This window comes from Asaia sp. W19 (assembly GCF_003994335.1).
Lineage (GTDB): Bacteria > Pseudomonadota > Alphaproteobacteria > Acetobacterales > Acetobacteraceae > Asaia.
On the sequence record NZ_PNQZ01000005.1, the window covers coordinates 1 to 22,295 of the forward strand.

Here is a 22,295-nt window from a genome sequence, read left to right on the forward strand (position 1 = left end):
AGCGTGGTAACACGTGAAGCTAACCGGTCCTAATCGCCCATATCGCTCACACAACGCTCTCACAAAGAGAGCATACACATGCATAGCAATCATCCACGTAAACACACTCATCATACCAAACACCAACCTCCACACCGACACATAGTTGTCGGGTGGATCAGAAGACCTGGTGGCTATGGCGGGAGACTTCCACCCGATCCCATCCCGAACTCGGCCGTGAAACGCCCCAGCGCCTATGATACTGCATCTCAAGATGCGGAAAAGTCGGTCGCCGCCAGGTCCCCTGATCCACCCCACAAAACACCCCACCACCCTCGCGGGGTGGAGCAGCCCGGTAGCTCGTCAGGCTCATAACCTGAAGGCCGCAGGTTCAAATCCTGCCCCCGCAACCAAATCCCCACACATACAGATACAGACGTACTCAGCAGCGTAGTGCATAGCGCTTAGCATGCGCTCAAGTGTATGCCTGCTCGCCCTGCACATAGAACGTGCATAGCATAGAGGCGTGGCATGAGCCGCACAGGTTGGCCTCGACGCAAACCACTCTCAGAGGGTTAGAAACGGCGCGCAGGCATCACAAGACTGGCAGATGTAACAACGCTCTCTTGAGCAAGCGGAATATGTCATGAGAAGATGACGTCTCTGTCGAAGCAGGGAGTCGTAAGATGCAGCGTCGTGAGATCCTGACAGGACTCCCCATAGCCGCCGCACTCGGGGGAATTTCCGCCGCCGAAGGAACACCAATGCACCGACCGGTCGTGCTCGTCCATGGATTGAATTGCGGCGGATGGGTCTGGCGCTTCGTCGCACCATTGCTCACAGCGCGCGGGTTCGACGTGATTACTCCGACACTGACCGGCACGGGGGATCGGGCCCATCTCCTCTCCCATGAGATTACGCTCGAGACGCACATAGAGGACGTCATCGCCACAATCGACATGCTGGATCTGGAAGATGTCGTGCTCGTCGGGCATTCCTATGGCGGCATGGTGGTCACCTGCGTGGCCGACAGGCTGAGAGAGCGTGTGAGCAGGTTGATCTATCTCGACGCATTGGTGGCGCAAAACGGGAAGACGGCTTTCGATATCTTGCCTGTCGGCATGGCCGACACACGGCGCGAGCGAGCCCATACGAAAGGGGCTGACGTTGCATTTCCTGTTCCGCCCGAATCTGCGATTTCCTTCCCTGATCCTGAACGCAAGGACTGGTTTTACGCCCATTTGCGGCCTCACCCGGTGGGGACCTATGAGACCCAGGCTCGGCTGAGCCATCAACCGGGTCATGGATTGCCGGTGACCTATATTGCTTATGAAAATCCTGCTTTGGCATCGATAGAACCCAGCCGCGCCTATGCGCGGTCCCGGAGCGATTGGCATTATCGCTCTGAGGCGGTGCCGCATGATGCAGAGGTCGTGTACCCGGAAAAGGTTGCCGGTTTTATCGCTGAGTCCGTCTGAATATCGCCGGAGTGCCTGGCTCCGGCGATATTGGTATCAGACGCGCGCCATCAGGGCGGCGTTTCCGCCTGCGGCGGTCGTGTTCGTGCTGCAAGCGTATTCCAGCACGAGCCATTCTAGCGGGTAGTGGCCTGACATGTCGGGTGCATGCAGGGAGACGATCTGACCGGGACGTGTGGCAAGCTCAGCGCCGAGCGCACGACGGAATGCCTTATCCCCGTTTGCCAGGGCGACGTCGAGTGTTTCGACACTCTCCGCTTTGACGATGAGAGCGTCAAAACCGGGCGGTAATTCGGGGAGCCCGGACAGGAGCTGATCCGGCACGGCACAGCGATTGCCAGTGGCGAGTCCCGCCATGATCTGTGTGCACAGATCATGGGTCGTGGGGCCAGCGCAGAGGACCGTTCCTCTGGGAGCCAAATTGTAGAGATTTGTCTCGCCTACCGGTCCCGCCAGGGAAAGAGAGAGGCCCAGCAAGGTGGTGTCGGGAGCAGGAAGCACGGTCTCGGAGAGGCTCGTCGCGACCCAGTCAGCGAAGAGCCGGGCATTGCTCGGGAGGGCGGTTGTGTACTCGGCAGGAAGAGCTGGGCGCTGGGCGAGCAGGCGACGCAAATAGAGTGGGCCGCCCGCCTTTGGGCCCGTACCGGAAAGTCCGTGGCCACCAAAGGGCTGTACGCCGACGACCGCACCCACGAGATTGCGATTGATATAGATATTGCCCGCATGGCTCTGGGCCTTGAGGGTTTCGATCGTGTCATCGATGCGGGAATGAACGCCGAAAGTCAGGGCGTAGCCTGTCGCATTGATAGCCCTCATGACCTGCGAGATATCCTCGCGGCGGTAGCGCAGAACATGCAGGACGGGACCGAACACTTCCTTCTTAAGGTCGGATATTGCGTTGATCTCGATCAGGGTCGGGGGAATGAAGGTGCCGGACTGGACCTCAGGCGCGAGGGAGGTCTGATAGACGCGATGACCCTGAGCCCCGAGCGTTGCGATATGATCCGCAATCATGGTCTGGGCCTCGGCGCTGATAACCGGGCCGATATCGGTTTCGGGGCGTTCGGGCGTGCCTGTTCGCAACTCTCTCATTGCTCCCTGGAGCATGGTGACCACGCGATCTGCGCTTTCCTCCTGCACGCAGAGCAGGCGCAGGGCGCTGCAGCGCTGGCCCGCACTATCGAAGGCAGAAGCCAGTACGTCGGCGACGACCTGCTCTGTCAGGGCTGAGCTATCAACGATGAGGGCATTCTGACCGCCGGTTTCAGCGATGAATGGCACAGGGGTCAGATCGCTGTTCAGACGACCCGCGAGCTGTTTTTGAATCAAACGAGCAACGTCGGTGGAGCCGGTAAAGAGCACGGCGGTGATGCGTGGATCGCCGACGAGCTGCGCGCCAGCTGCGCCTTCGCCCGGGATAAGATGAACCGCGTTTTGCGGAATGCCGGCCTCATGCAGGAGGCGGATGGCCTCGCGGGCAATGAGGGGCGTTTCTTCCGCAGGTTTGGCGAGAACGGTGTTGCCCACAGCGAGGGCGGCCGATACCTGACCGAGGAAAATAGCCAGGGGGAAATTCCAGGGGCTGATGCAGGCGACCGGACCGAGAGGCGCGGCATCTTGCAGCGCGCCGCGTGCCTGCGCTCCGTAATAGCGAAGGAAATCGACAGCCTCGCGTATTTCGGCCACGGCATTGGCGAGTGTCTTGCCCGCCTCGCGCATGATAAGCGCCATGAGGCGAGGCATATCGGCCTCCAGAAGTTCTGCTGTTCTCTCGAGATGCGCTGCGCGCTGTGTGGCCGGTGTATCGCGCCACAGCGGGAAAGCGGCTTGCGCTTGCTCGATGGCGTTTTCGATGTCGGCCGTACCCATAAAGCCTATATGCCCGACGATATCGTCTCGATTGGCGGGATTGCGGACAGGCGTTCCCTGTGTGCTCGTCAGATGCGGGTCGGGGGCCAGGAAGACCCGCGCGAGTTGGCTCAGTGTGTTTTCGTCGGAGAGGTCGAAACCACGCGAATTCAGCCGCTCGTCACCGTAAAGCGCGGGGGGGAGCGGTACGGTATAGGCAGGTGGCGTTGCCCGGGCGAGGGTAACCGGGTCGGTGCTCAACTCATCCACGGAGATTGTTTCATCCTGGATGCGATTGATGAACGACGAATTCGCGCCGTTTTCGAGAAGGCGGCGGACCAGATAGGCGAGCAGCGTTTCATGGGTACCGACCGGCGCGTAAATGCGTACGGGGCGGTCGAGCTTTTTCGGGCCGACGACCTCGTTATAGAGCCCCTCGCCCATACCGTGCAGACACTGAAACTCATAGCGATCGACGGAGAATTCGGAGCCTGCATAGGCGTGAATGCTGGCCAGGGTCTGGGCGTTATGGGTCGCGAATTGAGGAAAAATGGCGTCCGGCGCGTCCAGCAGTTTCTTCGCACAGGCAATATAGGCGATATCGGTATGCAGCTTGCGGGTGTAGACGGGGAAGTCGCTCTGGCCGTCGCTCTGGGCGCGCTTGATCTCGCTGTCCCAGTAGGCGCCTTTGACGAGGCGGACCATCAGGCGGTGCTGGCTACGTCTGGCGAGATCGATGATCCAGTCCAGCACGAAGGGCGCACGCTTCTGATAGGCCTGCACCACGAACCCGATGCCCTTCCAGTCTTTGAGCGATTCATCGAAACACAGGGCTTCGAGGAGATCCAGCGAGAGCTCGAGACGATCCGCCTCTTCAGCGTCGATATTGAAGCCGATATCATAGGAGCAGGCGAGATGGGCAAGCTGGGTCACACGGGGAAGAAGCTCAGTCAGCACGCGCTCGCGTTGCAGGCGGGCATAACGAGGATGAAGCGCTGAGAGCTTGATGGAAATGCCTGGCCCGCGATAGACGCCCTGCCGGCTTGCAGCCTTGCCAATCGCGTGGATGGCGTTTTCGTAGTCCCGGTAATAGCGCTCGGCGTCCTCAGCCGTCATCGCGGCTTCGCCCAGCATATCGTAGGAGTAGCGGAAGCCTCTCTCCTCAAGCTTGCGGCCGTTTTTCAAAGCCTCATCGATGGTCTGGCCGGTGACGAATTGCTCGCCCATGAGACGCATGGCCATGTCTACGCCACGACGAATGACAGGCTCGCCGCATCGCTTGAGCAAGTTATCGAGCGTTTTCGGGAGGCGGCTTGTTTGCGTGCTGGAGAGGAAGCCGCCCGAAACAATCAGACCCCATGTGGCCGCATTGACGAAAAGCGGCGTGCTGCGGCTGATATGGCCGTGCCAGTTGCCGGTTGCGATCTTGTCCCGGATGAGGGCATCGCGTGTGGCGATATCGGGAATGCGCAGAAGCGCCTCGGCGAGGCACATCAACGCCACCCCCTCCTGCGAGGAGAGATCATATTCCTGGATCAGTCCTTGAACGAGGCCCGGTGTGCCATTGCGACGAAGGGCTTCGACCAGGGCACGTGCCGTCACGCGCGCGGTTTCTGCCTGTGCGGGATCGAGCGTGGCCTCTTTTGCCAGTTGCGTGACGCGGGCGTCTTCCGGCGCGCGCGTATGGTCGGTGATGGCCTGACGCAGGGGGGAGCGTTCAGGGACGATCGCGCGGAAGGCAGAAAAAGGAGCGGTCATGCGAGGCCATATCGTTGCTGGTTGTTTATGATCCCTTAAGGCGGCTTCAGCAAAATGAGCTCTGGAAGATTGATGTTTGAGCCGTTTATTATTCTGTGTTTCTGTGGGTAGGCGAATTAAAGTTTGGGGACGCCATGACGCTGGACGAGATGGATCGCAGGATACTGAGAATACTGCAGAAGGACGGGCGGATCACGAATGTCGAGCTGTCACGCATGATCCATCTGAGCCCTGCAGCAACGCTCGAGAGAGTGCGGAAACTCGAGCAGGCCGCGGTAATACGAGGTTATATGGCGCGGCTCGAACCAGAGACGGTCAATCTTGGTCTGCTCGTTTTCGTGCAGGTGACGCTGGACCGGACGAGCGCCGATATCTTCGACTCCTTCGCCAAGGCGGTGCGTGCCATTCCTCAGGTGAGCGAATGCTATATGGTGGCGGGCGGGTTCGATTATCTGGTCAAGGCGCGCGTACGGGACATGAACGCCTATCGGGCGTTTTTAGGCAAAACCCTGACGCGTCTGCCCGGCGTGAGACAGACGCATACCTACACGGTCATGGAAGAGGTAAAGGCGGATCTGGAACTGCCGATTTGAGGGCAGTGCCGTCAGTCCAGACACGCAACGCCCTGATGGAGGTCAAAAGAGAGTTTCGCGCCCTCGAGAGCGGACATCGTCAGGATGGGAGGCTTCGTGGAATCCCCGACCCTATAGCGTATGCGGGCCTGCACATTGTGATGGTCCAGACGCAGGGTAGTGCGATGCAGAACTGCGTTTTCACTGATCATGCCGGTACCGGTTTCGAATTTTTGTTTGGTCTTCATCCCAGCCTGAGCAGCGAGCGTGGGGCGCTGGATTACCAGCGGCTCTGGGGAATTATCGCCTGTCATCAGTGCAGCCAGACGACGCTGGCCGTCATAGGAGACAGGGAGGAGGAACGCGGCATCGAGCCCCCCGATATCCGATTGCAGCGCGGCATGACGATGGCAGGAAAACGGAGCGTCCGGACCGAAACTCATGCCGTGATCCGTCATGACGACATGGATCAGGACGCCGAGGGACTGAAGGCCAATGACGACATGGCTGGTTTTTGCCACGATCATGAGCTGATTGTGAAAGATCGTATGACCGAGGGTCAGGCTCGAAACCTGCACGAGATCGGCTTTTTCGGCCTGTATCGTGTCGTCGCGCAGTGATGAGACAGTGCCGACCACCGGCCAATGATGACTGCGCTGCAAAGCCTGAGGTACTGCTCCCAGGACACTGCCTGTATTGATGACCGCATGCACCTGGCTTCCGTCCAGATCGATCAGAGTGCCGGCCGTCGCCGTTGTCACACCATCGACGAGCGTCTGGAACGGATTGAAGGAGACCTCATCGCTGCGTGGCCCTTTGACTTCAACTGGGAGCACGCCTGATTCCGGAACTGAAAGGGTGACTTGATCAAGGTCTGTGAGGACAAGGTCGGGTTTGTCGTAAAAGGCGACGAGGGGCGTGCGAAAAGCGCGATCAATGAATCGTTTTCCACCTGCCCATTCGGGAAGGCGGTTCTCAAGAAGAAGGTCGCCGGTCAGGAATGTGACGAGCATGAAATTGAACGGATTGACGCTCTGAGCCGGGTTACTCCATGGGGCTGCGCGGCGTAGTGCTTCCTGAATGATGTGATCGGCGTGGAAGAGGTCACCCTGAGTCCGGGCCATGGAGGCATCACATAGGGCGAGCAGCATCATATTGAAGGCTGGTTCAGGACCAGGAGTTCTTTCGAGGGAATTTCTTATCGTGACCAGTCGGCTAGTATCCCCTGCTTCGAGGGCGGAGAGAATGCCTCGGGTATCGCTCGCGGCAAGCGTGGTTCTACCTCGTTTGTCGGTGGTCAGCAGGTCTGTCTCGAAGAAATGGACTGGCCCTTTTGGCGTTTCTGACGGGGAGTTCCCAGCATGGGCGGGGTAAGCCGCATAGAGAAAAGGTGCTCCAACCATGGTCGTGAGAAGGAGTAGTCGAGACAAGCGCATGTTTCGGAACCCGTTTTGACTCAAAAGTGACGCGGACCGCAGTGCGGGAGAGCAGGATGTCGGCCGCTCCCGGTGTTTCTGGCTCCACCTGTATTCCGGAGGAGACTATCTGGCTCCCCGAGGGACAGGTGAGGCACCCTGGTTGCTCAGCGCAGGCAGGCCATGCTCTCAGGCAGGTCGAAGGAGAAGCTTAGTGTCTTGAGCGCCGCCATTGAGATGACAGGCAGGTCGGCTGGGTTGCCGATCTGGTATCTCACGCTGGAGTGCAGACTCTTCCCGGCGATCTCGATGGTATCACTTTGCATGAATGTCTCGTGGGCGCGCTGACCATAGGCCGTGCCGAGATATTCTGTCCTGCTGCGATGCGCCATATTACCGGAGAAGCTGGCGATATTGACCGTCAGAAGATCGGGAGCATTGTCTTCTGTTCCGATGATTGCCTGGGTATCGCCTCGTGAATAGGACACGGGGAACAGAAGATACATGCTGACCCCGGACCTGAAGCTGCTGACGACAGGCCGCAGATTGCATGAGATTGGCGCTGAGGCGCCGAAGCTGAGGCGACGGTTGGTCATCGTCAGATGACGGAGACGGCTCAGTTGCTGCAAGCCAATCAGAACCGTATCTGAACGCGTTACTGTCATGATCTGGTTTGTCAGGACTGTCCGTCCAATTTTGATGGACGGGATGAGGACGACCGCTTCCGTGCGCGGGTCGGGTGAGGAATCCTTGCTTCCAGCCAACCGGCCAATGACAGGCCAGCGATGGTCCCGTTGCAAAGAGAACGGGATGGAACCGATAACGGTCGCGGTGCCGAAGGTGGCTGTCGCTGGCACGTCGTCAATCAGCACAGTCGCCTTTGCAGAAATTGAGGTTTGGTCGTCGAACTGGGTTTCGGACGGATCCAGATCGATGGCATCCGAGGGCGGTCCATCGAGTTTCGATTCAGGAATTGCACGAGCTGGTACGGAGAGCTTGAGGAAGTCGATATTCTGGAATTCAAGGTCGGGTATATTGTAGTAGGCCCTGACAGGCGCATAGAAGCCGGACTGAAGATGCTCTGTTTCTTCTGCCCAGTCACGGATGCGGCCCATCAACATCAGATTGCCGATATGGATGCTACGCAGCATGATCTGGATGGGATTGATCGTCTGGGAGAGGTCACCGATGAGGAAAGACAGAGAGATGGAAGAAATGGGAAGAGAGGTAACCCGGCATATCGCGGGATAGTCGGGGATACCGTGGGACGCGTGAAAGGTTGACGCGGCTAGGTTTCATCCGTTTCGGGCGATCAGTCAGCAGACCGTCCATGAACAAAGTCGCATTACGGGCACTTAATTATCTGGTTCTTGAGGGAGGCAGTGGGACACGAGGCTTGGAAGAGTTGCGGATTTTGAACCGACTGCTTCAAAAGCGTTTTAGGGGCATTCAAACACCGTTGAAAATTTTGGTACAACTTCGCCGGTCAGCCGATTAGAATCAGGTATCAACGTAGAGGCATGTGATGATGACTGACCTAGAAAGCGATCTCCCCAGCGAAGAGAGTAAGATTCACGTGTCCCAAGGAATGCTCGATGCAGGTAGTTGGGCACTCAATCATTCCTGTACCGAGGATGTAGCAGTTACATCCTATTCCCTTGAGATGGTTTATACTGCCATGGAGAGGAAGCGCATTTCTGAACAGAGTCAAAAATAGCCGAGAACACTTCAGGGATATCGTTCTGTGTTCCTAGTGCCTGCTTTTCAATAATGCGGGCGCAGAAACAATGTTGGATAGCGATTAAGTCTTCTTGCATCGCCGTTAAAATTTCAGGCGAAGCATTTATCTCACGCGTTGGAGGAAGCTTTCCACCTCGAAGTGCATACAAGCGCGCGTTTTCATCCGAGCGAACCCCATTATGTAATATTGCGTTTCTAACCTGCGAAATAACGGATAATTGGGAAATAGCTGCCGATATGTTGCAGGTGTCCGAAATAGCTCTGGCTTTCCTGATATCTTCGAGGTTGTTAATGAGCTTACCGACGGGGGCATTATCGTAAACTACGCGGAAGACCTTTGTATCAATATCTGATTCACTCTGCAGAAGATCGCGTAATGCGGTTTCTGCTTCCGCGAACGTATGGGAAAATCTACCCAAAGCATCGAAATACCTTGCAGGAACTCGATAGGGATATTCGTCGAAAGGGATCTCCCTCTCATCTTCATTGACATCGTCATACTCAGTGACGTGACGTTCTTCTTCGCTCATGACATCCTCTGCATCTTATAGATGACGCGGCCTATGATGGTGATGGCGTCGCTTGTCTGGGGTTTGCCCCAGTGGAAGCGGTCTTTCTGCACTGCTTTTGAAGGGTAGCGATCGTTATCCGAGATGATATCCGCATATCCATCTGGGCCGAGCGAGATGCGCTTTACTAGAACAGTTCCGTCAGAGACGAATACATAAATACCCGACAGGTAATCAGACATTCTTGCGTCAATGATGATGCGATCATGCGGCATTAGGGTTGGTGACATGCTGTCGCCAGACACGCAGATCATGATTGCATCTTTGGCGGGTAGTCGCAGGTCTTCTAAAATTCCTGAAGGAATAGCGATCTCTTCGCAACGCACCTGATCGGCCCCAAGCATACCGTAGCCAGCACTGGCCTGGATGTCCGGGTAGTAGCGGATCATGGCGACATCGGCGCGAGCGGTCTCTGCAGCCGGTGCAGGCGCGGAAGCCTCGCCCTCGCCGAAGAGCAGCCAGTCGAGCGATACGCCACATGTCCTAGCAAGCTTGGCGGCAGGCAAAGCGCCCATCTCTCTTCGAGCAGCTAGATAGCCATTCAAAGTGCTCAATGGGACACCCGATTTCAACGAGACCGCCTTGTTGCCTCCTGATGCGCGGACGGCTTCCTTGAGGCGGTCAGCGACATCGGACACTTCCCAGTTCTCTTTGAGATCTGGGAAGTTTGAGATCGGAGCAGGGTCAGCCATCAAAAGCCCTTGCCGCGTAAGGATTTTGCGGACTTATCCACAGAAAATTCTCTTTTGAGAACTGGGAAGTGCTCAAAAGAGATTGCGCGGAGTTCTCTTTCGCGTATTCTCACGTCGTTCTCTCTCGTCTCGTTCACGCGTTTCGGAGTGAAAAATGAAGCCGGGTGGCAGCCCGGCTGTTTTGAAGGAGTCTCCTTATGGCACAGAAGCCATGCGGAATGCACGCGGAAGACATCCGTGCTGCGATCCGCAAAAAGTACGGCACCATGGCCGCGCTGAGCCGCAAACTGGGCAAACACCAGAACACGGTTGCCACCGTGATCAGCCAGCCGGGCCACTCGATCGTGTTGGAACAACGCATTTGTGAAGAGCTTGGGCTCAAGCCCGAGATTGCGTTTCCCGATCGGTATCATGCTGACGGCACTCCTGTTTCCACTCGTATGGCCAGAACCAATACGGCTTTGCGGGTGTCCGATCTCCGTAGAAACGGAGCGGCAGCATGAACGTCCAGGAGATTGCAATCGAGCTGATCGACATGGGCGATCGCCTGCGCTCGATCGACACGGATTATGTCTCGTTCCTTGCCGCAAGCATTGAGGAGCATGGCCTCCGCCAGCCGATCGAGCTGCGCAAGATCGGGCGTAGTGGGAAGTATGCGCTGATCTCAGGTGGGCATCGCCTGAATGCGGTGATCTCGCTTGGTCATCAAGCCATCATGGCGTGCGTGGTTGTGGCCAACGACCTTCAGGCGCAACTGCTCGAGATTGATGAAAACCTGTTCCGCCGTGAGCTTTCGCCACTGGACCGCGCGACCTTCCTTGCACGCCGCAAGGAGGTTTATGAGGAGCTTCACCCCGAGGCGAAGCATGGTGGTGACAGGAAGTCCGATCAAGTGGACAAGCTTGGCCACTTGATCCCATCCTTCTCGGAAGTCACGGCAGAGAAGCTTGGCGTTTCCGAGCGAACGGTTCGCCGTGCCGTCCTGCTGTTTCAGGGCATTGCTCCGGATGTGCGTCATCAGATCGCCCATACCTGGCTGGCCGATAGCGGGTCGCAGCTGGATGCGCTGGCCAAGCTGACGCCCGATCTCCAGCGTAAGGTGCTGGCAGCCATCCCCCAACTGCCGGATATCCGTCAGGTCGGCGAGATCATGCGCCAGATCGAAGGCAAGCCTAAGCCTGAGCCGGCGGGAAAGCTGGAGAAGTTTCTGGCCTTCTGGCGCAAATGCGACCCGGAAGAGCAGGAGCAGATCGTGCGCCACGCTGCGGGTCAAATGCCCTCTGTCGCCTTCGAGGCGGCATGGGAGAAGGGATCGACCTACCAGCGCGACACGATCATCGATTTCCTGTCTCCCCACCTGCCGGGTGCGGTGCGTAAGGAGGCTGCCTGATGCCGACCATTCATACCAGGGCACAGATGGACCTGCTCGACTGGTCCGCGCCGGTCGCACTTGCCGAGTTCGACCCACGTCTTATCCGGGGCAACTCGTTCCAGTCGCGTCTGAGCCGGGCGGTGTCTCTGGCCTGTGACGGATCAGGGATGTCACGGCCTGAGATCGCCGAGGGGATGAGCAGCTATCTGGATGTGAAGATCTCGCTGAATATCCTGAACGCCTATGCCTCGCCCAGTCGGGACGATCACGTGATTTCGGTGCCGCGCTTCGATGCGCTGCTCCACGTCACGCGGGACAGGCGGCTTCTGGAATTCGTCGCAGCCGATCATGGCTGGGCGGTGATCGATCGCCAGTATCTGCCAGCCGTCGAGCTGGCGCATCTGGAACAGCACAAACGCAATGTCGAGGCCCGTGTGCGCAAGCTGCGTGCCGGTGTCAGGGGGCGGTGATGATCAGAACTGCTTACTATACGAAGATGGATTTTCAGCCTTGCGAGGCCGGGGTGCTCGGTATCGTCGTCGAGTTTGAAGAAACCGATCTGCCCGACATGTTCAAGGTTTACATCGCCGAGGGGCTTTATCTCGACTTTGAGCGGTGGAGCTCTGATCGCACATATCGAGCGACGACGCCCAGCGCATGGAACGTTCATAGGGATCAAATCCAGCCTATCCGTCGGGATTCGGGTCGAAAAGCAACAAATGCTAATCCTAACGACCCACAGGTTAATGGCGGCGAGGGCACGGCCTTGCAGCGGCATCTCAGGGCAATGCGCGCGGATGCAGAGATACATGAGGCAGCACGGCTCATTGGTAAGGCGCTGGCATCGCTCGGAAGAAGTGGAGCGCAAAACGCGGAGCTTCCAAGCCGTTTGGAGCGTATGACCGCAGAGCTTATGACGGCTGTGGTCTTGGATCTGTCTCATAAATCGTTGCCTGTCGAGCCTGCTGGTCTTCGGCTAAATGCTGAAGCTGTGCGCAAGCATTTGGCCGCCTTGCACGAAGCAGATGCTCGCAGAGATAATTTTGCCGATCGCTCTGTGAAGGATGCCGTCAAGGGAAAAACCGGCCTCGAAGATCCGTCAGAAGGGCGGTCCAGGCACTGGGCGGAGCTGTGGGCCGAGGGACAGCCACGTGGGCATATGGTTGCCAGTGAAGGCGCGCCTGATGCTCTTCTGAAAGAGCTTCGCGTGTTCGTTGACCAAGCTCTGGCCGGGAAAATCACCTTTGGTGAATTTCAGGCCAAGTTCAATGAGCTTGCCTTTTCGTGGAGGGGCGCATGAACCTCGCCGAAACAGGACACGCCTGGTTCACTTTGGCCGAACTGGCCGGAATGGGACTGCCCGACGTGCCGACGACAAAACGCGCCCTGCAGCACCGCGCGAATGCCCAGAACTGGCTCGCCCCGGAAAAGGAAGGCCTGACCTGGCGCAAGCGCAAGGGTGCGGGCGGCGGATACGAGTTCACGCCTTACGTTCTCCCGCTTGCAGCCCGTGCGAAGCTCGCTGTGGCGGCTCACAAGGCAGCGGAGCCGACACAGGCTGAGAAGCGCGAGAAGGAAGAGCTATGGCGCCGTTACGAAGCCCTGCCTGACGTTCACAAGGCCAAGGCGATCAAGGCCCTGTCCGTCATTCAGGCGGTGGAGACGCTGTGCGCCTCGGGAACACGCAAGACCTACGCCATCATGATGGTGGCACAGGAGGCCGGTGTCGGTCACACGACTATCAATAACTGGTATCGCGACCTGCGCGGCCTCAACCGGTGTGACTGGCTTCCGGCACTGGCGCCGAAATACAGCCGCTTTACCGAACAGGCAGAGTGCGCTTCGCGGATCTGGGATTTTATTCGTGCGGACTATCTGCGCCCGGAAAAGCCGAATTTCTCGGATTGCTACAGCCGTGCCGAGGGTCTCGCGAAGGCAGAGAAGCTGCCGATACCTTCAGCAAAGACCCTTCTGAGGCGCTTTCAGAAGCTGAATCCTGCCATTCTCATTCTTGGCCGTGACGGACAGGAAGCGCTGACCAGGAAGTTTCCACCCCAGGAGCGCGACCGGACGTTCTTCTATGCCCTTGAGGCTGTGAACGCGGACGGTCACGAATGGGATGTGTTCGTCAAGTGGCCGGATGGCACGGTGGGCCGTCCTGTCATGGTCGGGTTTCAGGATCTCTATTCGGGCATGATCCTGTCATGGCGCGTCGATCGCTCGGAAAACACCGAGGTCGTGCGTCTGGCGTTTGGGGATATGGTTTCGGAATGGGGCATCCCTGAGCGCTGCTATCTCGATAACGGCCGTAACTTCGCGTCCAAGTGGCTCACGGGCGGCACACCGACACGATACCGCTTCAAGGTGCGTGACGAGGAGCCGGACGGGATCATGGTTCAGCTGGGGGTCGATGTGCGATGGACGACGCCCTACTCAGGCCAGTCCAAGCCGATCGAGCGCGCCTGGAGAGATTTTGCGCAGCGTATCGCGAAGCATCCGGCATTTGCGGGAGCCTATAGCGGCAACCGCCCGACAAACAAGCCGGAGAACTATGGCAGTCATGCTGTTCCGCTCGACGTGTTCCTCACGACGATTGCCGCCGAGATCCGCGAGCATAATGCCCGCACGGGCCGCAAATCGAAGACATGCGGGGGCAAGCTTTCGTTCCTTCAGGCGTTCAAGGCGTCTTATGAGAACGTGCAGATCCGCAAGGCAACGGAAGAGCAGGCCCGCCTGTGGCTGATGGCAGCGGAATCCATCCGTGCCGATAAGGTGCGGGGTGAGATCAAGTTCGCGGGCAATCGCTACTGGTGTGAAGAGCTTCTCCAGGTCAGGGGCGAGATGTGTGTCGTTCGGTTCGATCCTCAGGATTACCACGCCGGTATCCACGTCTATCACTCGAACGGGTCTTATCTGGCGTCGGCAGCCTGCATCGAGGCGGCAGGGTTCTCCGACCGGACGGCTGCACAGGACCACAATCGTGCGCGCAAACAGTGGAAGCGGGCGACGAAAGAGGCTCTGGCTGCCGAGCTCAAGATGTCGATCGCAGAAGTTGCGCAGATCACGGCGAACTACACGGAAGAGAGCGACGAGCCAATCGAGGCGAAAGTTGTGCGCCCCGTGTTCTCTCCCGGATCGGCCCCGACGCGAGGCAACGCAGCCCTGGCGCTGCGCGAAGCCTCGGAAGAGGATCTGTATTTGGAGAAGTATAACGAGATGGTTCGACCGGACCGTCAGCGTTTTCAGGTGATCAGTTCAGACGACTGACGCGAAGTATTTCATTCGCACCAGTACCAAAGCTCCACAGGATTGAAATAATGAATATGGCTGTCATTGACAAGGGAAACGCCGAAATGGCGAGAGAGGAGCTGCGCGCTCGTGTCCGGACGGAACAGGCACGCCTCGGCCTCTCACAAAAGCAGATTGCCGACCAGGCGGGTATGTCGTCGGGCACGTTTTCGACATGGCTGAGCAACACATACAAAGGCAATTACGAGGCCTACGATGTGCTGATCGTCAAATGGCTCGAAAGCTGCTCGGCTAGGTCGCGCATCCGTGCCGTCCGCGCCAGGGCGCCGGAGTTTGTGCATACCCACACGGCGCGCAAGCTCATGGCGCTGATGGAAGCCGCGCAATATGGCCCTGAACTGGGCGTCGTGGCCGGTGCAGCGGGCGTCGGCAAGACCATGGCGGCAAAGGCCTATGCGGGCCAGAACCCCAATGTCTGGATCATCACGGCAGACGAAAGCATGAAAAGTGCTGCTGCCACGCTGATCGAGATCGAGGACGTGCTTGGCTGCGCCTCGGAACGCGGGTCGCGCCGTGTGCGTCGTGTCGAGCGCTTTCTCGAAGGCCGTCAGGGGCTGATCGTCATCGATGAGGCGCAGTTCCTCAGCACGAAGGCGATCGAGCAGCTGCGCAGCATCTTCGACAAGACGCAGACCGGCATCGTGTTCATGGGCAATGCGCCCCTGAACGATCGCTTCGGCGCTCTGGGCCGTCTGCCGGATCATGCGCAGCTTTTCTCGCGCATCGATGAATGGGAAATCATCAAGGGGCCGGTCTCGCAGGACGTGGATGCAATCCTCGACGCCTGGGGCGAGCTCGACAGCGACGTGCGCGAGGCGTGCCGCGCCGTGGCTGTCCAGCAGGGTGCGCTGCGCTCCATGAACAAGGTGCTGCTCAAGGCTTCCACCATGGCGCGTGTACGCAACGCCGAGACGATCAGCGTCGATGACGTCAAAGCGGCCTGGAAGAAGCACATGACGGGCGAGATGCCCGCTTTCCGGAGGATCGCGGCATGATGACGCCGATCGAACACTTGCCCGCGCGTGACAAGCTTACCGCTGTCAATCGGGCGCTGTCCTTCCATCGCACTATGCCGTTCGGTCTGCACAAGACGCCGGAACGGCTGCGCATGATCGCCGAACTGGAGGCTCTGCGCAGTGTGGCGATCGCGGCCAGTCGCGTGCGCTTTCCTGAGCCGGGAGACGTGCAATGACCGACGCCGTATGCGGGCTGATGGTGCTCTACCTCATCAGCATGGTGATCGTCCTGATCGGCTTGAGCCAATTGATGGAATGGGTCCGATGCCGCGAATTGCAGGCCAATCTCCGGCTGCTCGATGAACTCAATTCCCCACCCGAAACGCAGCCTTGGGCCGATCGCGTCCGGCATGCGCACGGAGAAGAAGCATGACCCAGACACGCTACGAAGCCTGCCTCAGCCTGCTGGAACAGATCGAGCAGCAGGCAGACCTGATCGAGGACCGATATCCTAAAGAGGATGGCTGCTACGGCTCATGCGAGAGCGAGGCAGGGGAAATCCGTGTGGCCGCTCATAAGCTAGGAGTTCTTCTCAAAGCCGCGCGCGCTCAGCCCCTTGGCATGGAAGGCGGGGGAAAGGAGCCAATCATTTGGGCGCTCCTCGATCTGGATTGCTGCAATGTTCTGGCAATCACGGATGAGCTGAAGCACGTCGAGAGCCTGAACGCGAAGTTTGGCTATCCGGTCATGACGCCTCTTTTCGCCGCCATTCCGGAGGAAGAACTCCAGACTGAGCGCCGGAAAGAACAGGGCAGGCTTCTGCATGCTCTCGATAGTGAAGTCGAGCGAATTCACGCGCATTGCTGCAGCGGCGCTGACATGACGGTGCTCTGGCGCGAGCTGCGTAACTTATCGGCCCGGATTGTCGGCATTACAGAGCCTTCAAACGCGCTTAATGACAGAGTGAAGGGTTATTTCGTCTTCAAAGGGGAGCTCGTCGATGCGTTGAACGAGCTTGTTCGCGTCCAGGAGGACTTCGGACAGGCCGACCGGGCCGATCTGCAAGGGCAAATCACTGCGGCGCCACAGCATATGGCACGTCTGGCCTACGCCGTGCGTGAGGTGATTGGCGCATGGCGCACTGTCCGCGAGGGAGACGCGCCATGACCCTCTCCAAGCGCGACGCCATGCTCGCCCGTCTGAAGTCCTGCGCCGAGGGCACGATCTTCGAGCAGCAGGAGCGCTTGGAGGGCACCGCAATCGCCATCCGGCAAATGATCCGCAGCAATGCTCCGAATGCCAATGCCTCGGAGCTGGCGATGATCGCCCGCTGCTTCCCCGATGCGTTTTCCGGCACCTCTGCGCGCCGCGCAGTCGTGGCCGAATTCTTCGACTCTTTTCCTGACGATCTGCCCGCGGTGCGTATCGCGGAAGGTCTGGAGAACAATCATGCGCAAGCTTGATATTCCGAACGATCCGCCCGGACCTGGGATGGGGCAGGAGCTTGTCCGTCTCGGGACGGATATGCTCGCCCTGAAGGGAACGATCACCGCCGCCGAAATGCGTGCCCTGGCTAAGTATCTGACGCAGGCAGGTGCTCGTCACCAGAGTGTGGTGAATGCCGCCAATATCTTGTCGGCGAAGGACCGTCTTAATCGGCCCTTTCGGCCACATGAGGTGACGTGTGATGGTCTCACGCTCATTCCGGTGATCGGAGTGGTGTCATGAGCGGAAAGACTGACTTTCTTCAGCTCTGGAAGAAGGCATGCAGCGGCACGTCCTTCGCGCAAGACGACGTGTCTGAACTCCTGCGCAAGCACGCAATCTCGACGCTCGTGAAGCAGCCGCCGGGACGGTCTGCCATGGAAACGGCAGACCGCAGCCGCGCCATGATCAAACGCAATCAGGGCGATCAGGAACAAGCACGGATTGTCGTCTCGTTCCTCTCATCCGTGCCGGCAGGCACCCCCATCAAGACAGTCGTGGGAGGGCTCTGGGTATGACCGACACCGTAGAGCTGAACGTCAAGTTCAACCTGGATACTCACCTGCGGGAGGTGGTGACCCTCGCTGATCGCCTTTGTGAGTCTCATCCTCGCTACGGGGAGCTGCGGGCTCGTTTGAGCGAGTTTCTGGCCCATTTTGACGCGCAAACGGCAGGAAGCGTTCTTCCGGAACCACACATCGTCGCTCTTGCCAAAGATATCGCGGCCACTGCGCTCGCGCTCTCGATTCATACCTCGGCGCTCTCGCTGGCGCTTTCCGGAACAGATGGTGGCGCTGTCACCGTCACTCGCCACTGACTTGGGAAACCCCACTATGAACACGATTGACAAAGCCCCCGTTAAAACGATCCCCGATGCCTCGGGGCGCCAGGTTCCCGTCAATTGCATTCGCGCTTCCACGGTGCTGCAGCACGAGGTGGCGGAGAAGATCAGGGACCATTTCCGTGAGCTTGCGGCATTCAACAAGGCCAAGAAGGAGCAGATTTTCGAAGCGATGCAGGCATACCGTGATCTGCTCGCGCAGGAATACGGCCTGCGCTCCGGCGGAACGCGGGGCGGTATGACGATCCGCACCTATGACGCCCATACCGAGATCAAGCTCGAAGAACGCGACTATCATCGCACGACGCCGGAGATCTCGATTGCGCAGGAGCTGGTTGCCCAGATCATCGACGATTACACCGAACGGGCAGATGTCGGGCTTCGGGAGCTCGTTATGCGCGCATTCGAGACAGACAAGAAAAACGGCCGTCCCAATGTAGGGGATATTCTCAAGCTGAAATCCCTGAACCTGGAACACCCCCTATGGCCTGAGGCAAAACGAGCTCTTGAGGACTCGATAGCCGTCCTTGCCTCGAAAACAGCCGTGACGTGCCGGGTGCGCCCCAATCGGGACAGCAAGCACGAACAGCTCGTCGTCGATTTCTCACGGGTTTGAGGGGCGTATTATGAGCGTTTCCAACAAAATTCCACGCACCTTGCAGGTGGGTATCTTGCTCTTAATTCCGGTATGTACGACCGGAGTTTTCGGGTTTTTGATCAGCGAGCTTGCCGCCTCTACCCGAGTACCGGAGACGCATGACTCCGAACTCATCGTGCAGATGGTCAAATCCGGGGCGTCACCCATCGAAGCCGCCTGCGCGATCGGCCGTATCGATCACAATGCGCCTGTCTGCGTCATGTCGCTCATGAGCGCGACCCCGGCTGACGCCCCGCTGCCCGAAACCCTGCCTCCAGGTGATGATCATCCGGGAGACCCGACATGACCCGCCGCCCGCATCTCGTTCAGCACGTTTCGGCCAATACTGGCCGGAACGTTTTCTATGTGAAGCTGCATGTCGCCCGCAAAGAGCTTGCTCTGGACGAGGATAGCTACCGCGACATCCTCCAGCGTGTGGGCGGCTCCTATCACGCCAAGGACATGTCTATCTCAGGTCTCGAAGCGGTTTTAGCGGAGTTTAAACGGCTGGGCTGGAAGCCCAAGCCCGGGAAGCGGCGCACGCCTGACAGCGTGAAGGCCCAGGTGCGCATGATCTACGCCCTATGGAAGGATCTCGAACCCTATGTGCGTTCCTCGGACAAGCTGGCTGCGCTCCGCTCTTTCGTGCTGCGCCAGACAAGGACCGCCGCCAATCCACAAGGCGTTTCTGCCCCTGAATTCCTGGACGCAGCCCAGGCGAACCGTGTGATCGAGGGGCTGAAGGACTGGCTTCGTCGCGAAAAGGAAAAACAGCCATGATGTTCTTCAAACGCAGACGCGACCAGCGCGCACCTGTAGCACTCGATGGTCATGGTGTGCGGCCAACGTCGCCGAGGCCCGGCCCCGCAAAATCGCAGCTCGTTCGGTCATTCGAGGTCGGGCGCATGACCGAACAAAGGATTCACGCCCTGGAGACGCGTATCAAAGAGCTTGAGTCGGATGTCGCTGAGGGACTAGACGCTGTGCTCTGTGTTGCTTCCTACGCGCTCGGCGCCTGCCAGGGCACGGGCAGATCGTTGAACTTCGACGCAGTCAAGGTGTGCGATAAGGCTGGGCGCCTCGGTGAGATCGTCCATCGCCTCAAGGCAATGCAGTCATGAGCGAGGGTGTCGCAGTCCAGGCGCAGGTCGAGAAGGCACATCTCGAAGCCCTGGAGGCGTCGCTGATGCATTTGCGTCGCCACGTCGGTGTTGCGATCGTGGGTGGTCTCGATGGAAATCGTGACGCGCTTGAGCAGAAAATCGGGCAAATGCAGGCCATTTTGCATATCATGGGCCAGCATGACGAAGTGTCTCCCGCCCGCTGCCTTGCCTATGCCACCGCATTCCTTGAAAACTTGAAGGTGCGCTGATGACCGTCCCTGCTCCTGCCAATATCGAATTCCTCGCGCAAGCCGTTGGCGATGATGCGGCACTATGCTTTATCGAGCAGCTGGCGGGACAGGAGATTTTCATTCCGGCTGTAGCGGCTGGCAGCCGCCTCGAGACGCTTTATGGCCCTGAGATTGCGTCGGCACTCTCAAGTCGGTATCCAAAGGAAATGTGGCGTGTTCCGGTTTGCCGTGACTGGCGCATTCGCAGATATCTTGCGATGGGCCTCACGGTCAATCAGATTGCAGCGCGGGCTGGCGTCACGTCGGACTCGGTTTATCGTTCTCTGCGCAAGCCCTATCGTGGCAAGATGGCCGCGAGACCCGAAAAGCCCCGCTATTCCGATCATCGTCAGATTTCGCTGTTCTAGTCTGGAAACGCGCGGCCCCTAGAATCGTCTAGAGGTCCGTTGCCCGATCCGCCTCTCTAGAAAAGAGGCATGCGAAACAACTTCCCCCTCATCGCCCAGTTCACCGCCTCCTACGAGGGGCTTTATCAAGCATCGCCTAGTGATGCCGGGAACTGGACGAGTGGGCAGCTGCGTGTCGGTCGCTTGGTCGGCACGATGCGTGGGATTTCCGCGCCCGTCATGGTCCAGTGGTGCGGTGACGCCAAGCTCGTCACGGCCGAAACCATGAAAACGATCTCCGACGCCACATTCCGCGCCATTTATTCGGCGCTCTACTGGCGTCCGGTCGCAGGCGACGATCTGCCGGGCGGCATCGATCTGATGCTTGCCGATTTCTGCTTCAATTCCGGCGTGCGTCGCGCATCCAATCAGCTTCAGCAGATCATTGGCATGCTCAAGGATGAGATCGACGGCAATATCGGCCCTGAAACGCTCGCGGCCCTTGCGGCAGTAACGCCTCAAACGCTCGCGCCCTGGATGCGCGGCGTCTATGCCGAGCGCCTGCAGAAAGATCTCGGTGTCGCCGTGGACGGCAAGATTGGCCCAGTGACGCTCGACGCTGCGGTGCGGCAAGGGGCGGTGATGCGCATGGTTGTCTATGCGCTGGCTGGTCGCCAGGAGGCAGCCTATCGCAGCTTTGAGAGCTTCAACATTTTCGGGAAAGGCTGGCTGGCGCGGCTCGATGCCCGCCTGACGCGCGCTCTTGAACTCCTCGAACCTCAACGCGCGATCGCGTGACGGTCATACCGTCACGGACGCGTGGCGGCATGGATCTGATTGATAGGCGTGGACGGCGCGCTGACAAAATCTCCGGAGCCCTTCCATGAACTGGAAATCTCTTCTCTCGTCGCTTTCCTCGACCATCCTTTCCGTGGCGCAGCCTCTTCTGGGCTCGATCATTGCGGGCAAAGCCACGAAATACCAGGACATCGCCCAGACCGCCGTCAAAAGCGCCGTCACCAAGATCGACGGTGGGATCGATCAGCTGGCCGAGAGCTACAACACATTCCGTGAGGACAATCCGGTCTTTGTCGAGGCTCAGGATGAATTCCTGGCTCTCGCGAAAAACGCCGGGATCGTGATCCCTGACCTTGCCGTGGTGCAGACGCACCTCAAGGAGGCGATTTTCGATCTGGCAAGCGGCCTGTTTCCGAATGCAGGCCTGACCCCGCCTGTCGCTTCGACGCCGGCCGTCTGACGGCGATCCTGGAACATGACCCCACAGACACCCGCCGGATCAGTCGTTCAGGCCGTTGCGGCGGGTGCTGCTGCGGGGGCAGCAAGCAGTCCGATCCTCGTGCTCATTCTTCTCGCCTTTGTGCTGCTGGCGATCGGGCTCTCGATCGCAGCCGTGCTCATGGGCTTCGGCAATCGGGGGCGCATAGAAGAAATCGAGCGTGATCACGCCGAGCGCCGCGCCTTTGAAAACCGGACCGAGCGCGCGATCGAGACGATTGCCCGCGATCTCAGAAACAATACTGACCTGCTGCACGTGATGATCAGGGGTCACATGGACAAGAAAGACATCCCATGAACGCCGTTAAGCGCGCCCTTGAAGAAGATCGTCGCTGGTTCGTCCTGGACGCGGTTGCGCAGATGGAGACCCGCACGCTCAATGAGCAGCTGATCCTGCGCATGATCCACGGCATGGGGCGTCCCGTGAATGCCGAGGATCTGCGCAACGATCTCCTGCTCCTCGAGCGTGCCTCCAGTATCAGGATCGAGAAGCTGCCCCGCCCGACCGGGGGCGAGCTCTGGGTCGTGACCCTGACCACCGAAGGGCTGGAAGTCCGTGACTGCGTGCGCGTCGTCCACGGCGTCGCCGCGCGCAAGCCACTCTGACC

The 22,295-nt window shown here is 58.8% G+C and carries 30 protein-coding genes, 1 tRNA gene and 1 rRNA gene; 27 read left to right on the top strand and 5 right to left on the bottom strand.

Annotated elements, in window-relative coordinates; genetic code table 11:
• The first annotated feature begins 165 nt into the window (after positions 1-165).
• The 3 genes from rrf (at position 166) to C0V97_RS00880 (ending at position 1,457) form a co-directional block, all read left to right on the top strand.
• Positions 166-280 (top strand): 5S ribosomal RNA (rrf, locus tag C0V97_RS00870).
• Positions 281-315: 35 nt separating this feature from the next.
• Positions 316-392: transfer RNA gene (locus tag C0V97_RS00875), tRNA-Met, on the top strand.
• Between the two features lie 273 nt (positions 393-665).
• The gene (locus tag C0V97_RS00880; protein WP_127099816.1) at positions 666-1,457 is read left to right on the top strand and encodes an alpha/beta fold hydrolase; all 792 of its coding nucleotides are present in this window, start codon (positions 666-668) and stop codon (positions 1,455-1,457) included.
• Between the two features lie 36 nt (positions 1,458-1,493).
• On the opposite strand, the gene putA is transcribed toward C0V97_RS00880, so the two are convergent.
• Positions 1,494-5,063, bottom strand: coding sequence for a bifunctional proline dehydrogenase/L-glutamate gamma-semialdehyde dehydrogenase PutA (gene putA / locus C0V97_RS00885; RefSeq protein ID WP_127099818.1), 3,570 nt, complete (start codon positions 5,061-5,063; stop codon positions 1,494-1,496).
• A gap of 140 nt (positions 5,064-5,203) precedes the next feature.
• Between putA and C0V97_RS00890 the strand changes: the two genes are divergently transcribed.
• Entirely contained in the window at positions 5,204-5,656 is a 453-nt protein-coding gene (locus C0V97_RS00890) for an Lrp/AsnC ligand binding domain-containing protein (RefSeq protein WP_127100060.1), read from the top strand.
• A gap of 11 nt (positions 5,657-5,667) precedes the next feature.
• Here the strand turns inward: C0V97_RS00890 and C0V97_RS00895 are convergent, their stop codons facing one another.
• The 4 genes from C0V97_RS00895 to C0V97_RS00910 form a co-directional block, all read right to left on the bottom strand.
• Positions 5,668-6,759, bottom strand: a complete 1,092-nt coding sequence (locus C0V97_RS00895; protein ID WP_127099820.1) for a hypothetical protein — start codon at positions 6,757-6,759, stop codon at positions 5,668-5,670.
• 458 nt (positions 6,760-7,217) lie between these two features.
• Positions 7,218-8,201, bottom strand: a complete 984-nt coding sequence (locus tag C0V97_RS00900) for a hypothetical protein (protein ID WP_127099822.1) — start codon at positions 8,199-8,201, stop codon at positions 7,218-7,220.
• 492 nt (positions 8,202-8,693) lie between these two features.
• Positions 8,694-9,320, bottom strand: coding sequence for a hypothetical protein (locus C0V97_RS00905; protein WP_127099824.1), 627 nt, complete (start codon positions 9,318-9,320; stop codon positions 8,694-8,696).
• The gene (locus C0V97_RS00910; protein ID WP_127099826.1) at positions 9,317-10,051 is read right to left on the bottom strand and encodes a LexA family transcriptional regulator; all 735 of its coding nucleotides are present in this window, start codon (positions 10,049-10,051) and stop codon (positions 9,317-9,319) included. The genes C0V97_RS00905 and C0V97_RS00910 overlap by 4 nt, the downstream gene beginning before the upstream one ends.
• Positions 10,052-10,248: 197 nt before the next feature.
• On the opposite strand from C0V97_RS00910, the gene C0V97_RS00915 reads away from it, so the two are divergent.
• From C0V97_RS00915 to C0V97_RS01025, 23 genes are all read left to right on the top strand, one after another.
• Positions 10,249-10,554: a helix-turn-helix domain-containing protein gene (locus C0V97_RS00915; RefSeq protein WP_127099828.1), complete on the top strand. Its 306-nt coding sequence runs from the start codon at positions 10,249-10,251 to the stop codon at positions 10,552-10,554.
• Entirely contained in the window at positions 10,551-11,441 is an 891-nt protein-coding gene (locus C0V97_RS00920; RefSeq protein WP_127099830.1) for a ParB N-terminal domain-containing protein, read from the top strand. Before C0V97_RS00915 ends, C0V97_RS00920 begins: the two co-directional genes overlap by 4 nt.
• On the top strand, positions 11,441-11,893 hold the full coding sequence (locus C0V97_RS00925) for a hypothetical protein (protein WP_127099832.1): 453 nt from the start codon (positions 11,441-11,443) through the stop codon (positions 11,891-11,893). Before C0V97_RS00920 ends, C0V97_RS00925 begins: the two co-directional genes overlap by 1 nt.
• Positions 11,893-12,723, top strand: a complete 831-nt coding sequence (locus C0V97_RS00930) for a hypothetical protein (protein WP_127099833.1) — start codon at positions 11,893-11,895, stop codon at positions 12,721-12,723. The genes C0V97_RS00925 and C0V97_RS00930 overlap by 1 nt, the downstream gene beginning before the upstream one ends.
• Positions 12,720-14,690 (top strand): transposase domain-containing protein, encoded by a 1,971-nt coding sequence (locus tag C0V97_RS00935; RefSeq protein ID WP_127099835.1) that lies wholly within the window; start codon positions 12,720-12,722, stop codon positions 14,688-14,690. Before C0V97_RS00930 ends, C0V97_RS00935 begins: the two co-directional genes overlap by 4 nt.
• A gap of 50 nt (positions 14,691-14,740) precedes the next feature.
• On the top strand, positions 14,741-15,727 hold the full coding sequence (locus tag C0V97_RS00940) for an AAA family ATPase (RefSeq protein ID WP_127099837.1): 987 nt from the start codon (positions 14,741-14,743) through the stop codon (positions 15,725-15,727).
• Positions 15,724-15,924 (top strand): hypothetical protein, encoded by a 201-nt coding sequence (locus tag C0V97_RS00945; protein WP_127099839.1) that lies wholly within the window; start codon positions 15,724-15,726, stop codon positions 15,922-15,924. Before C0V97_RS00940 ends, C0V97_RS00945 begins: the two co-directional genes overlap by 4 nt.
• A complete protein-coding gene (locus C0V97_RS00950) occupies positions 15,921-16,121 on the top strand; it encodes a hypothetical protein (protein ID WP_127099841.1) in 201 nt (66 codons plus the stop codon). Before C0V97_RS00945 ends, C0V97_RS00950 begins: the two co-directional genes overlap by 4 nt.
• Positions 16,118-16,855, top strand: coding sequence for a hypothetical protein (locus C0V97_RS00955; RefSeq protein WP_127099843.1), 738 nt, complete (start codon positions 16,118-16,120; stop codon positions 16,853-16,855). The genes C0V97_RS00950 and C0V97_RS00955 overlap by 4 nt, the downstream gene beginning before the upstream one ends.
• Entirely contained in the window at positions 16,852-17,151 is a 300-nt protein-coding gene (locus tag C0V97_RS00960; RefSeq protein WP_127099845.1) for a hypothetical protein, read from the top strand. Before C0V97_RS00955 ends, C0V97_RS00960 begins: the two co-directional genes overlap by 4 nt.
• Positions 17,138-17,416, top strand: a complete 279-nt coding sequence (locus C0V97_RS00965; RefSeq protein WP_127099847.1) for a hypothetical protein — start codon at positions 17,138-17,140, stop codon at positions 17,414-17,416. Before C0V97_RS00960 ends, C0V97_RS00965 begins: the two co-directional genes overlap by 14 nt.
• Complete coding sequence (locus C0V97_RS00970; protein ID WP_127099850.1) at positions 17,413-17,691, top strand: hypothetical protein; 279 nt, start codon at positions 17,413-17,415, stop codon at positions 17,689-17,691. The genes C0V97_RS00965 and C0V97_RS00970 overlap by 4 nt, the downstream gene beginning before the upstream one ends.
• On the top strand, positions 17,688-17,990 hold the full coding sequence (locus C0V97_RS00975; RefSeq protein ID WP_127099852.1) for a hypothetical protein: 303 nt from the start codon (positions 17,688-17,690) through the stop codon (positions 17,988-17,990). The genes C0V97_RS00970 and C0V97_RS00975 overlap by 4 nt, the downstream gene beginning before the upstream one ends.
• A 16-nt stretch (positions 17,991-18,006) precedes the next feature.
• Positions 18,007-18,630: a DUF3164 family protein gene (locus C0V97_RS00980; RefSeq protein WP_158625314.1), complete on the top strand. Its 624-nt coding sequence runs from the start codon at positions 18,007-18,009 to the stop codon at positions 18,628-18,630.
• Between the two features lie 10 nt (positions 18,631-18,640).
• Positions 18,641-18,958, top strand: coding sequence for a hypothetical protein (locus tag C0V97_RS00985; protein ID WP_127099856.1), 318 nt, complete (start codon positions 18,641-18,643; stop codon positions 18,956-18,958).
• On the top strand, positions 18,955-19,431 hold the full coding sequence (locus tag C0V97_RS00990) for a regulatory protein GemA (RefSeq protein WP_127099858.1): 477 nt from the start codon (positions 18,955-18,957) through the stop codon (positions 19,429-19,431). Before C0V97_RS00985 ends, C0V97_RS00990 begins: the two co-directional genes overlap by 4 nt.
• Positions 19,428-19,772: a hypothetical protein gene (locus tag C0V97_RS00995; protein ID WP_127099860.1), complete on the top strand. Its 345-nt coding sequence runs from the start codon at positions 19,428-19,430 to the stop codon at positions 19,770-19,772. The genes C0V97_RS00990 and C0V97_RS00995 overlap by 4 nt, the downstream gene beginning before the upstream one ends.
• Complete coding sequence (locus tag C0V97_RS01000) at positions 19,769-20,023, top strand: hypothetical protein (protein ID WP_127099862.1); 255 nt, start codon at positions 19,769-19,771, stop codon at positions 20,021-20,023. The genes C0V97_RS00995 and C0V97_RS01000 overlap by 4 nt, the downstream gene beginning before the upstream one ends.
• Positions 20,023-20,412, top strand: coding sequence for a hypothetical protein (locus C0V97_RS01005; RefSeq protein ID WP_127099864.1), 390 nt, complete (start codon positions 20,023-20,025; stop codon positions 20,410-20,412). Before C0V97_RS01000 ends, C0V97_RS01005 begins: the two co-directional genes overlap by 1 nt.
• Positions 20,413-20,481: 69 nt before the next feature.
• Positions 20,482-21,189, top strand: coding sequence for a glycosyl hydrolase 108 family protein (locus C0V97_RS01010; RefSeq protein WP_127099866.1), 708 nt, complete (start codon positions 20,482-20,484; stop codon positions 21,187-21,189).
• Between the two features lie 85 nt (positions 21,190-21,274).
• Positions 21,275-21,649 (top strand): hypothetical protein, encoded by a 375-nt coding sequence (locus C0V97_RS01015; protein WP_127099868.1) that lies wholly within the window; start codon positions 21,275-21,277, stop codon positions 21,647-21,649.
• A 15-nt stretch (positions 21,650-21,664) separates the two neighbouring features.
• Entirely contained in the window at positions 21,665-21,985 is a 321-nt protein-coding gene (locus C0V97_RS01020; RefSeq protein WP_127099869.1) for a hypothetical protein, read from the top strand.
• A complete protein-coding gene (locus C0V97_RS01025) occupies positions 21,982-22,293 on the top strand; it encodes a hypothetical protein (RefSeq protein ID WP_127099871.1) in 312 nt (103 codons plus the stop codon). Before C0V97_RS01020 ends, C0V97_RS01025 begins: the two co-directional genes overlap by 4 nt.
• The last annotated feature ends 2 nt before the right edge of the window (positions 22,294-22,295 follow it).

Coding starts and splice junctions, on each gene's coding strand:
- C0V97_RS00915 (WP_127099828.1), top strand. CDS start 10,249: ATGGCACAGAAGCCATGCGGAATGCACGCGGAAGACATCCGTGCTGCG.
- C0V97_RS00995 (WP_127099860.1), top strand. CDS start 19,428: ATGATGTTCTTCAAACGCAGACGCGACCAGCGCGCACCTGTAGCACTC.
- C0V97_RS01025 (WP_127099871.1), top strand. CDS start 21,982: ATGAACGCCGTTAAGCGCGCCCTTGAAGAAGATCGTCGCTGGTTCGTC.
- C0V97_RS00910 (WP_127099826.1), bottom strand. CDS start 10,051: ATGGCTGACCCTGCTCCGATCTCAAACTTCCCAGATCTCAAAGAGAAC.
- C0V97_RS00955 (WP_127099843.1), top strand. CDS start 16,118: ATGACCCAGACACGCTACGAAGCCTGCCTCAGCCTGCTGGAACAGATC.
- C0V97_RS00980 (WP_158625314.1), top strand. CDS start 18,007: ATGAACACGATTGACAAAGCCCCCGTTAAAACGATCCCCGATGCCTCG.
- C0V97_RS01000 (WP_127099862.1), top strand. CDS start 19,769: ATGAGCGAGGGTGTCGCAGTCCAGGCGCAGGTCGAGAAGGCACATCTC.
- C0V97_RS00940 (WP_127099837.1), top strand. CDS start 14,741: ATGAATATGGCTGTCATTGACAAGGGAAACGCCGAAATGGCGAGAGAG.
- C0V97_RS01020 (WP_127099869.1), top strand. CDS start 21,665: ATGACCCCACAGACACCCGCCGGATCAGTCGTTCAGGCCGTTGCGGCG.
- C0V97_RS00990 (WP_127099858.1), top strand. CDS start 18,955: ATGACCCGCCGCCCGCATCTCGTTCAGCACGTTTCGGCCAATACTGGC.
- C0V97_RS00920 (WP_127099830.1), top strand. CDS start 10,551: ATGAACGTCCAGGAGATTGCAATCGAGCTGATCGACATGGGCGATCGC.
- C0V97_RS00925 (WP_127099832.1), top strand. CDS start 11,441: ATGCCGACCATTCATACCAGGGCACAGATGGACCTGCTCGACTGGTCC.
- C0V97_RS00975 (WP_127099852.1), top strand. CDS start 17,688: ATGACCGACACCGTAGAGCTGAACGTCAAGTTCAACCTGGATACTCAC.
- putA (WP_127099818.1), bottom strand. CDS start 5,063: ATGACCGCTCCTTTTTCTGCCTTCCGCGCGATCGTCCCTGAACGCTCC.
- C0V97_RS01010 (WP_127099866.1), top strand. CDS start 20,482: ATGCGAAACAACTTCCCCCTCATCGCCCAGTTCACCGCCTCCTACGAG.
- C0V97_RS01005 (WP_127099864.1), top strand. CDS start 20,023: ATGACCGTCCCTGCTCCTGCCAATATCGAATTCCTCGCGCAAGCCGTT.
- C0V97_RS00880 (WP_127099816.1), top strand. CDS start 666: ATGCAGCGTCGTGAGATCCTGACAGGACTCCCCATAGCCGCCGCACTC.
- C0V97_RS00935 (WP_127099835.1), top strand. CDS start 12,720: ATGAACCTCGCCGAAACAGGACACGCCTGGTTCACTTTGGCCGAACTG.
- C0V97_RS00945 (WP_127099839.1), top strand. CDS start 15,724: ATGATGACGCCGATCGAACACTTGCCCGCGCGTGACAAGCTTACCGCT.
- C0V97_RS00905 (WP_127099824.1), bottom strand. CDS start 9,320: ATGAGCGAAGAAGAACGTCACGTCACTGAGTATGACGATGTCAATGAA.
- C0V97_RS00900 (WP_127099822.1), bottom strand. CDS start 8,201: ATGCTGCGTAGCATCCATATCGGCAATCTGATGTTGATGGGCCGCATC.
- C0V97_RS00965 (WP_127099847.1), top strand. CDS start 17,138: ATGCGCAAGCTTGATATTCCGAACGATCCGCCCGGACCTGGGATGGGG.
- C0V97_RS00930 (WP_127099833.1), top strand. CDS start 11,893: ATGATCAGAACTGCTTACTATACGAAGATGGATTTTCAGCCTTGCGAG.
- C0V97_RS00970 (WP_127099850.1), top strand. CDS start 17,413: ATGAGCGGAAAGACTGACTTTCTTCAGCTCTGGAAGAAGGCATGCAGC.
- C0V97_RS00950 (WP_127099841.1), top strand. CDS start 15,921: ATGACCGACGCCGTATGCGGGCTGATGGTGCTCTACCTCATCAGCATG.
- C0V97_RS00960 (WP_127099845.1), top strand. CDS start 16,852: ATGACCCTCTCCAAGCGCGACGCCATGCTCGCCCGTCTGAAGTCCTGC.
- C0V97_RS00985 (WP_127099856.1), top strand. CDS start 18,641: ATGAGCGTTTCCAACAAAATTCCACGCACCTTGCAGGTGGGTATCTTG.
- C0V97_RS00895 (WP_127099820.1), bottom strand. CDS start 6,759: ATGGCCCGGACTCAGGGTGACCTCTTCCACGCCGATCACATCATTCAG.
- C0V97_RS01015 (WP_127099868.1), top strand. CDS start 21,275: ATGAACTGGAAATCTCTTCTCTCGTCGCTTTCCTCGACCATCCTTTCC.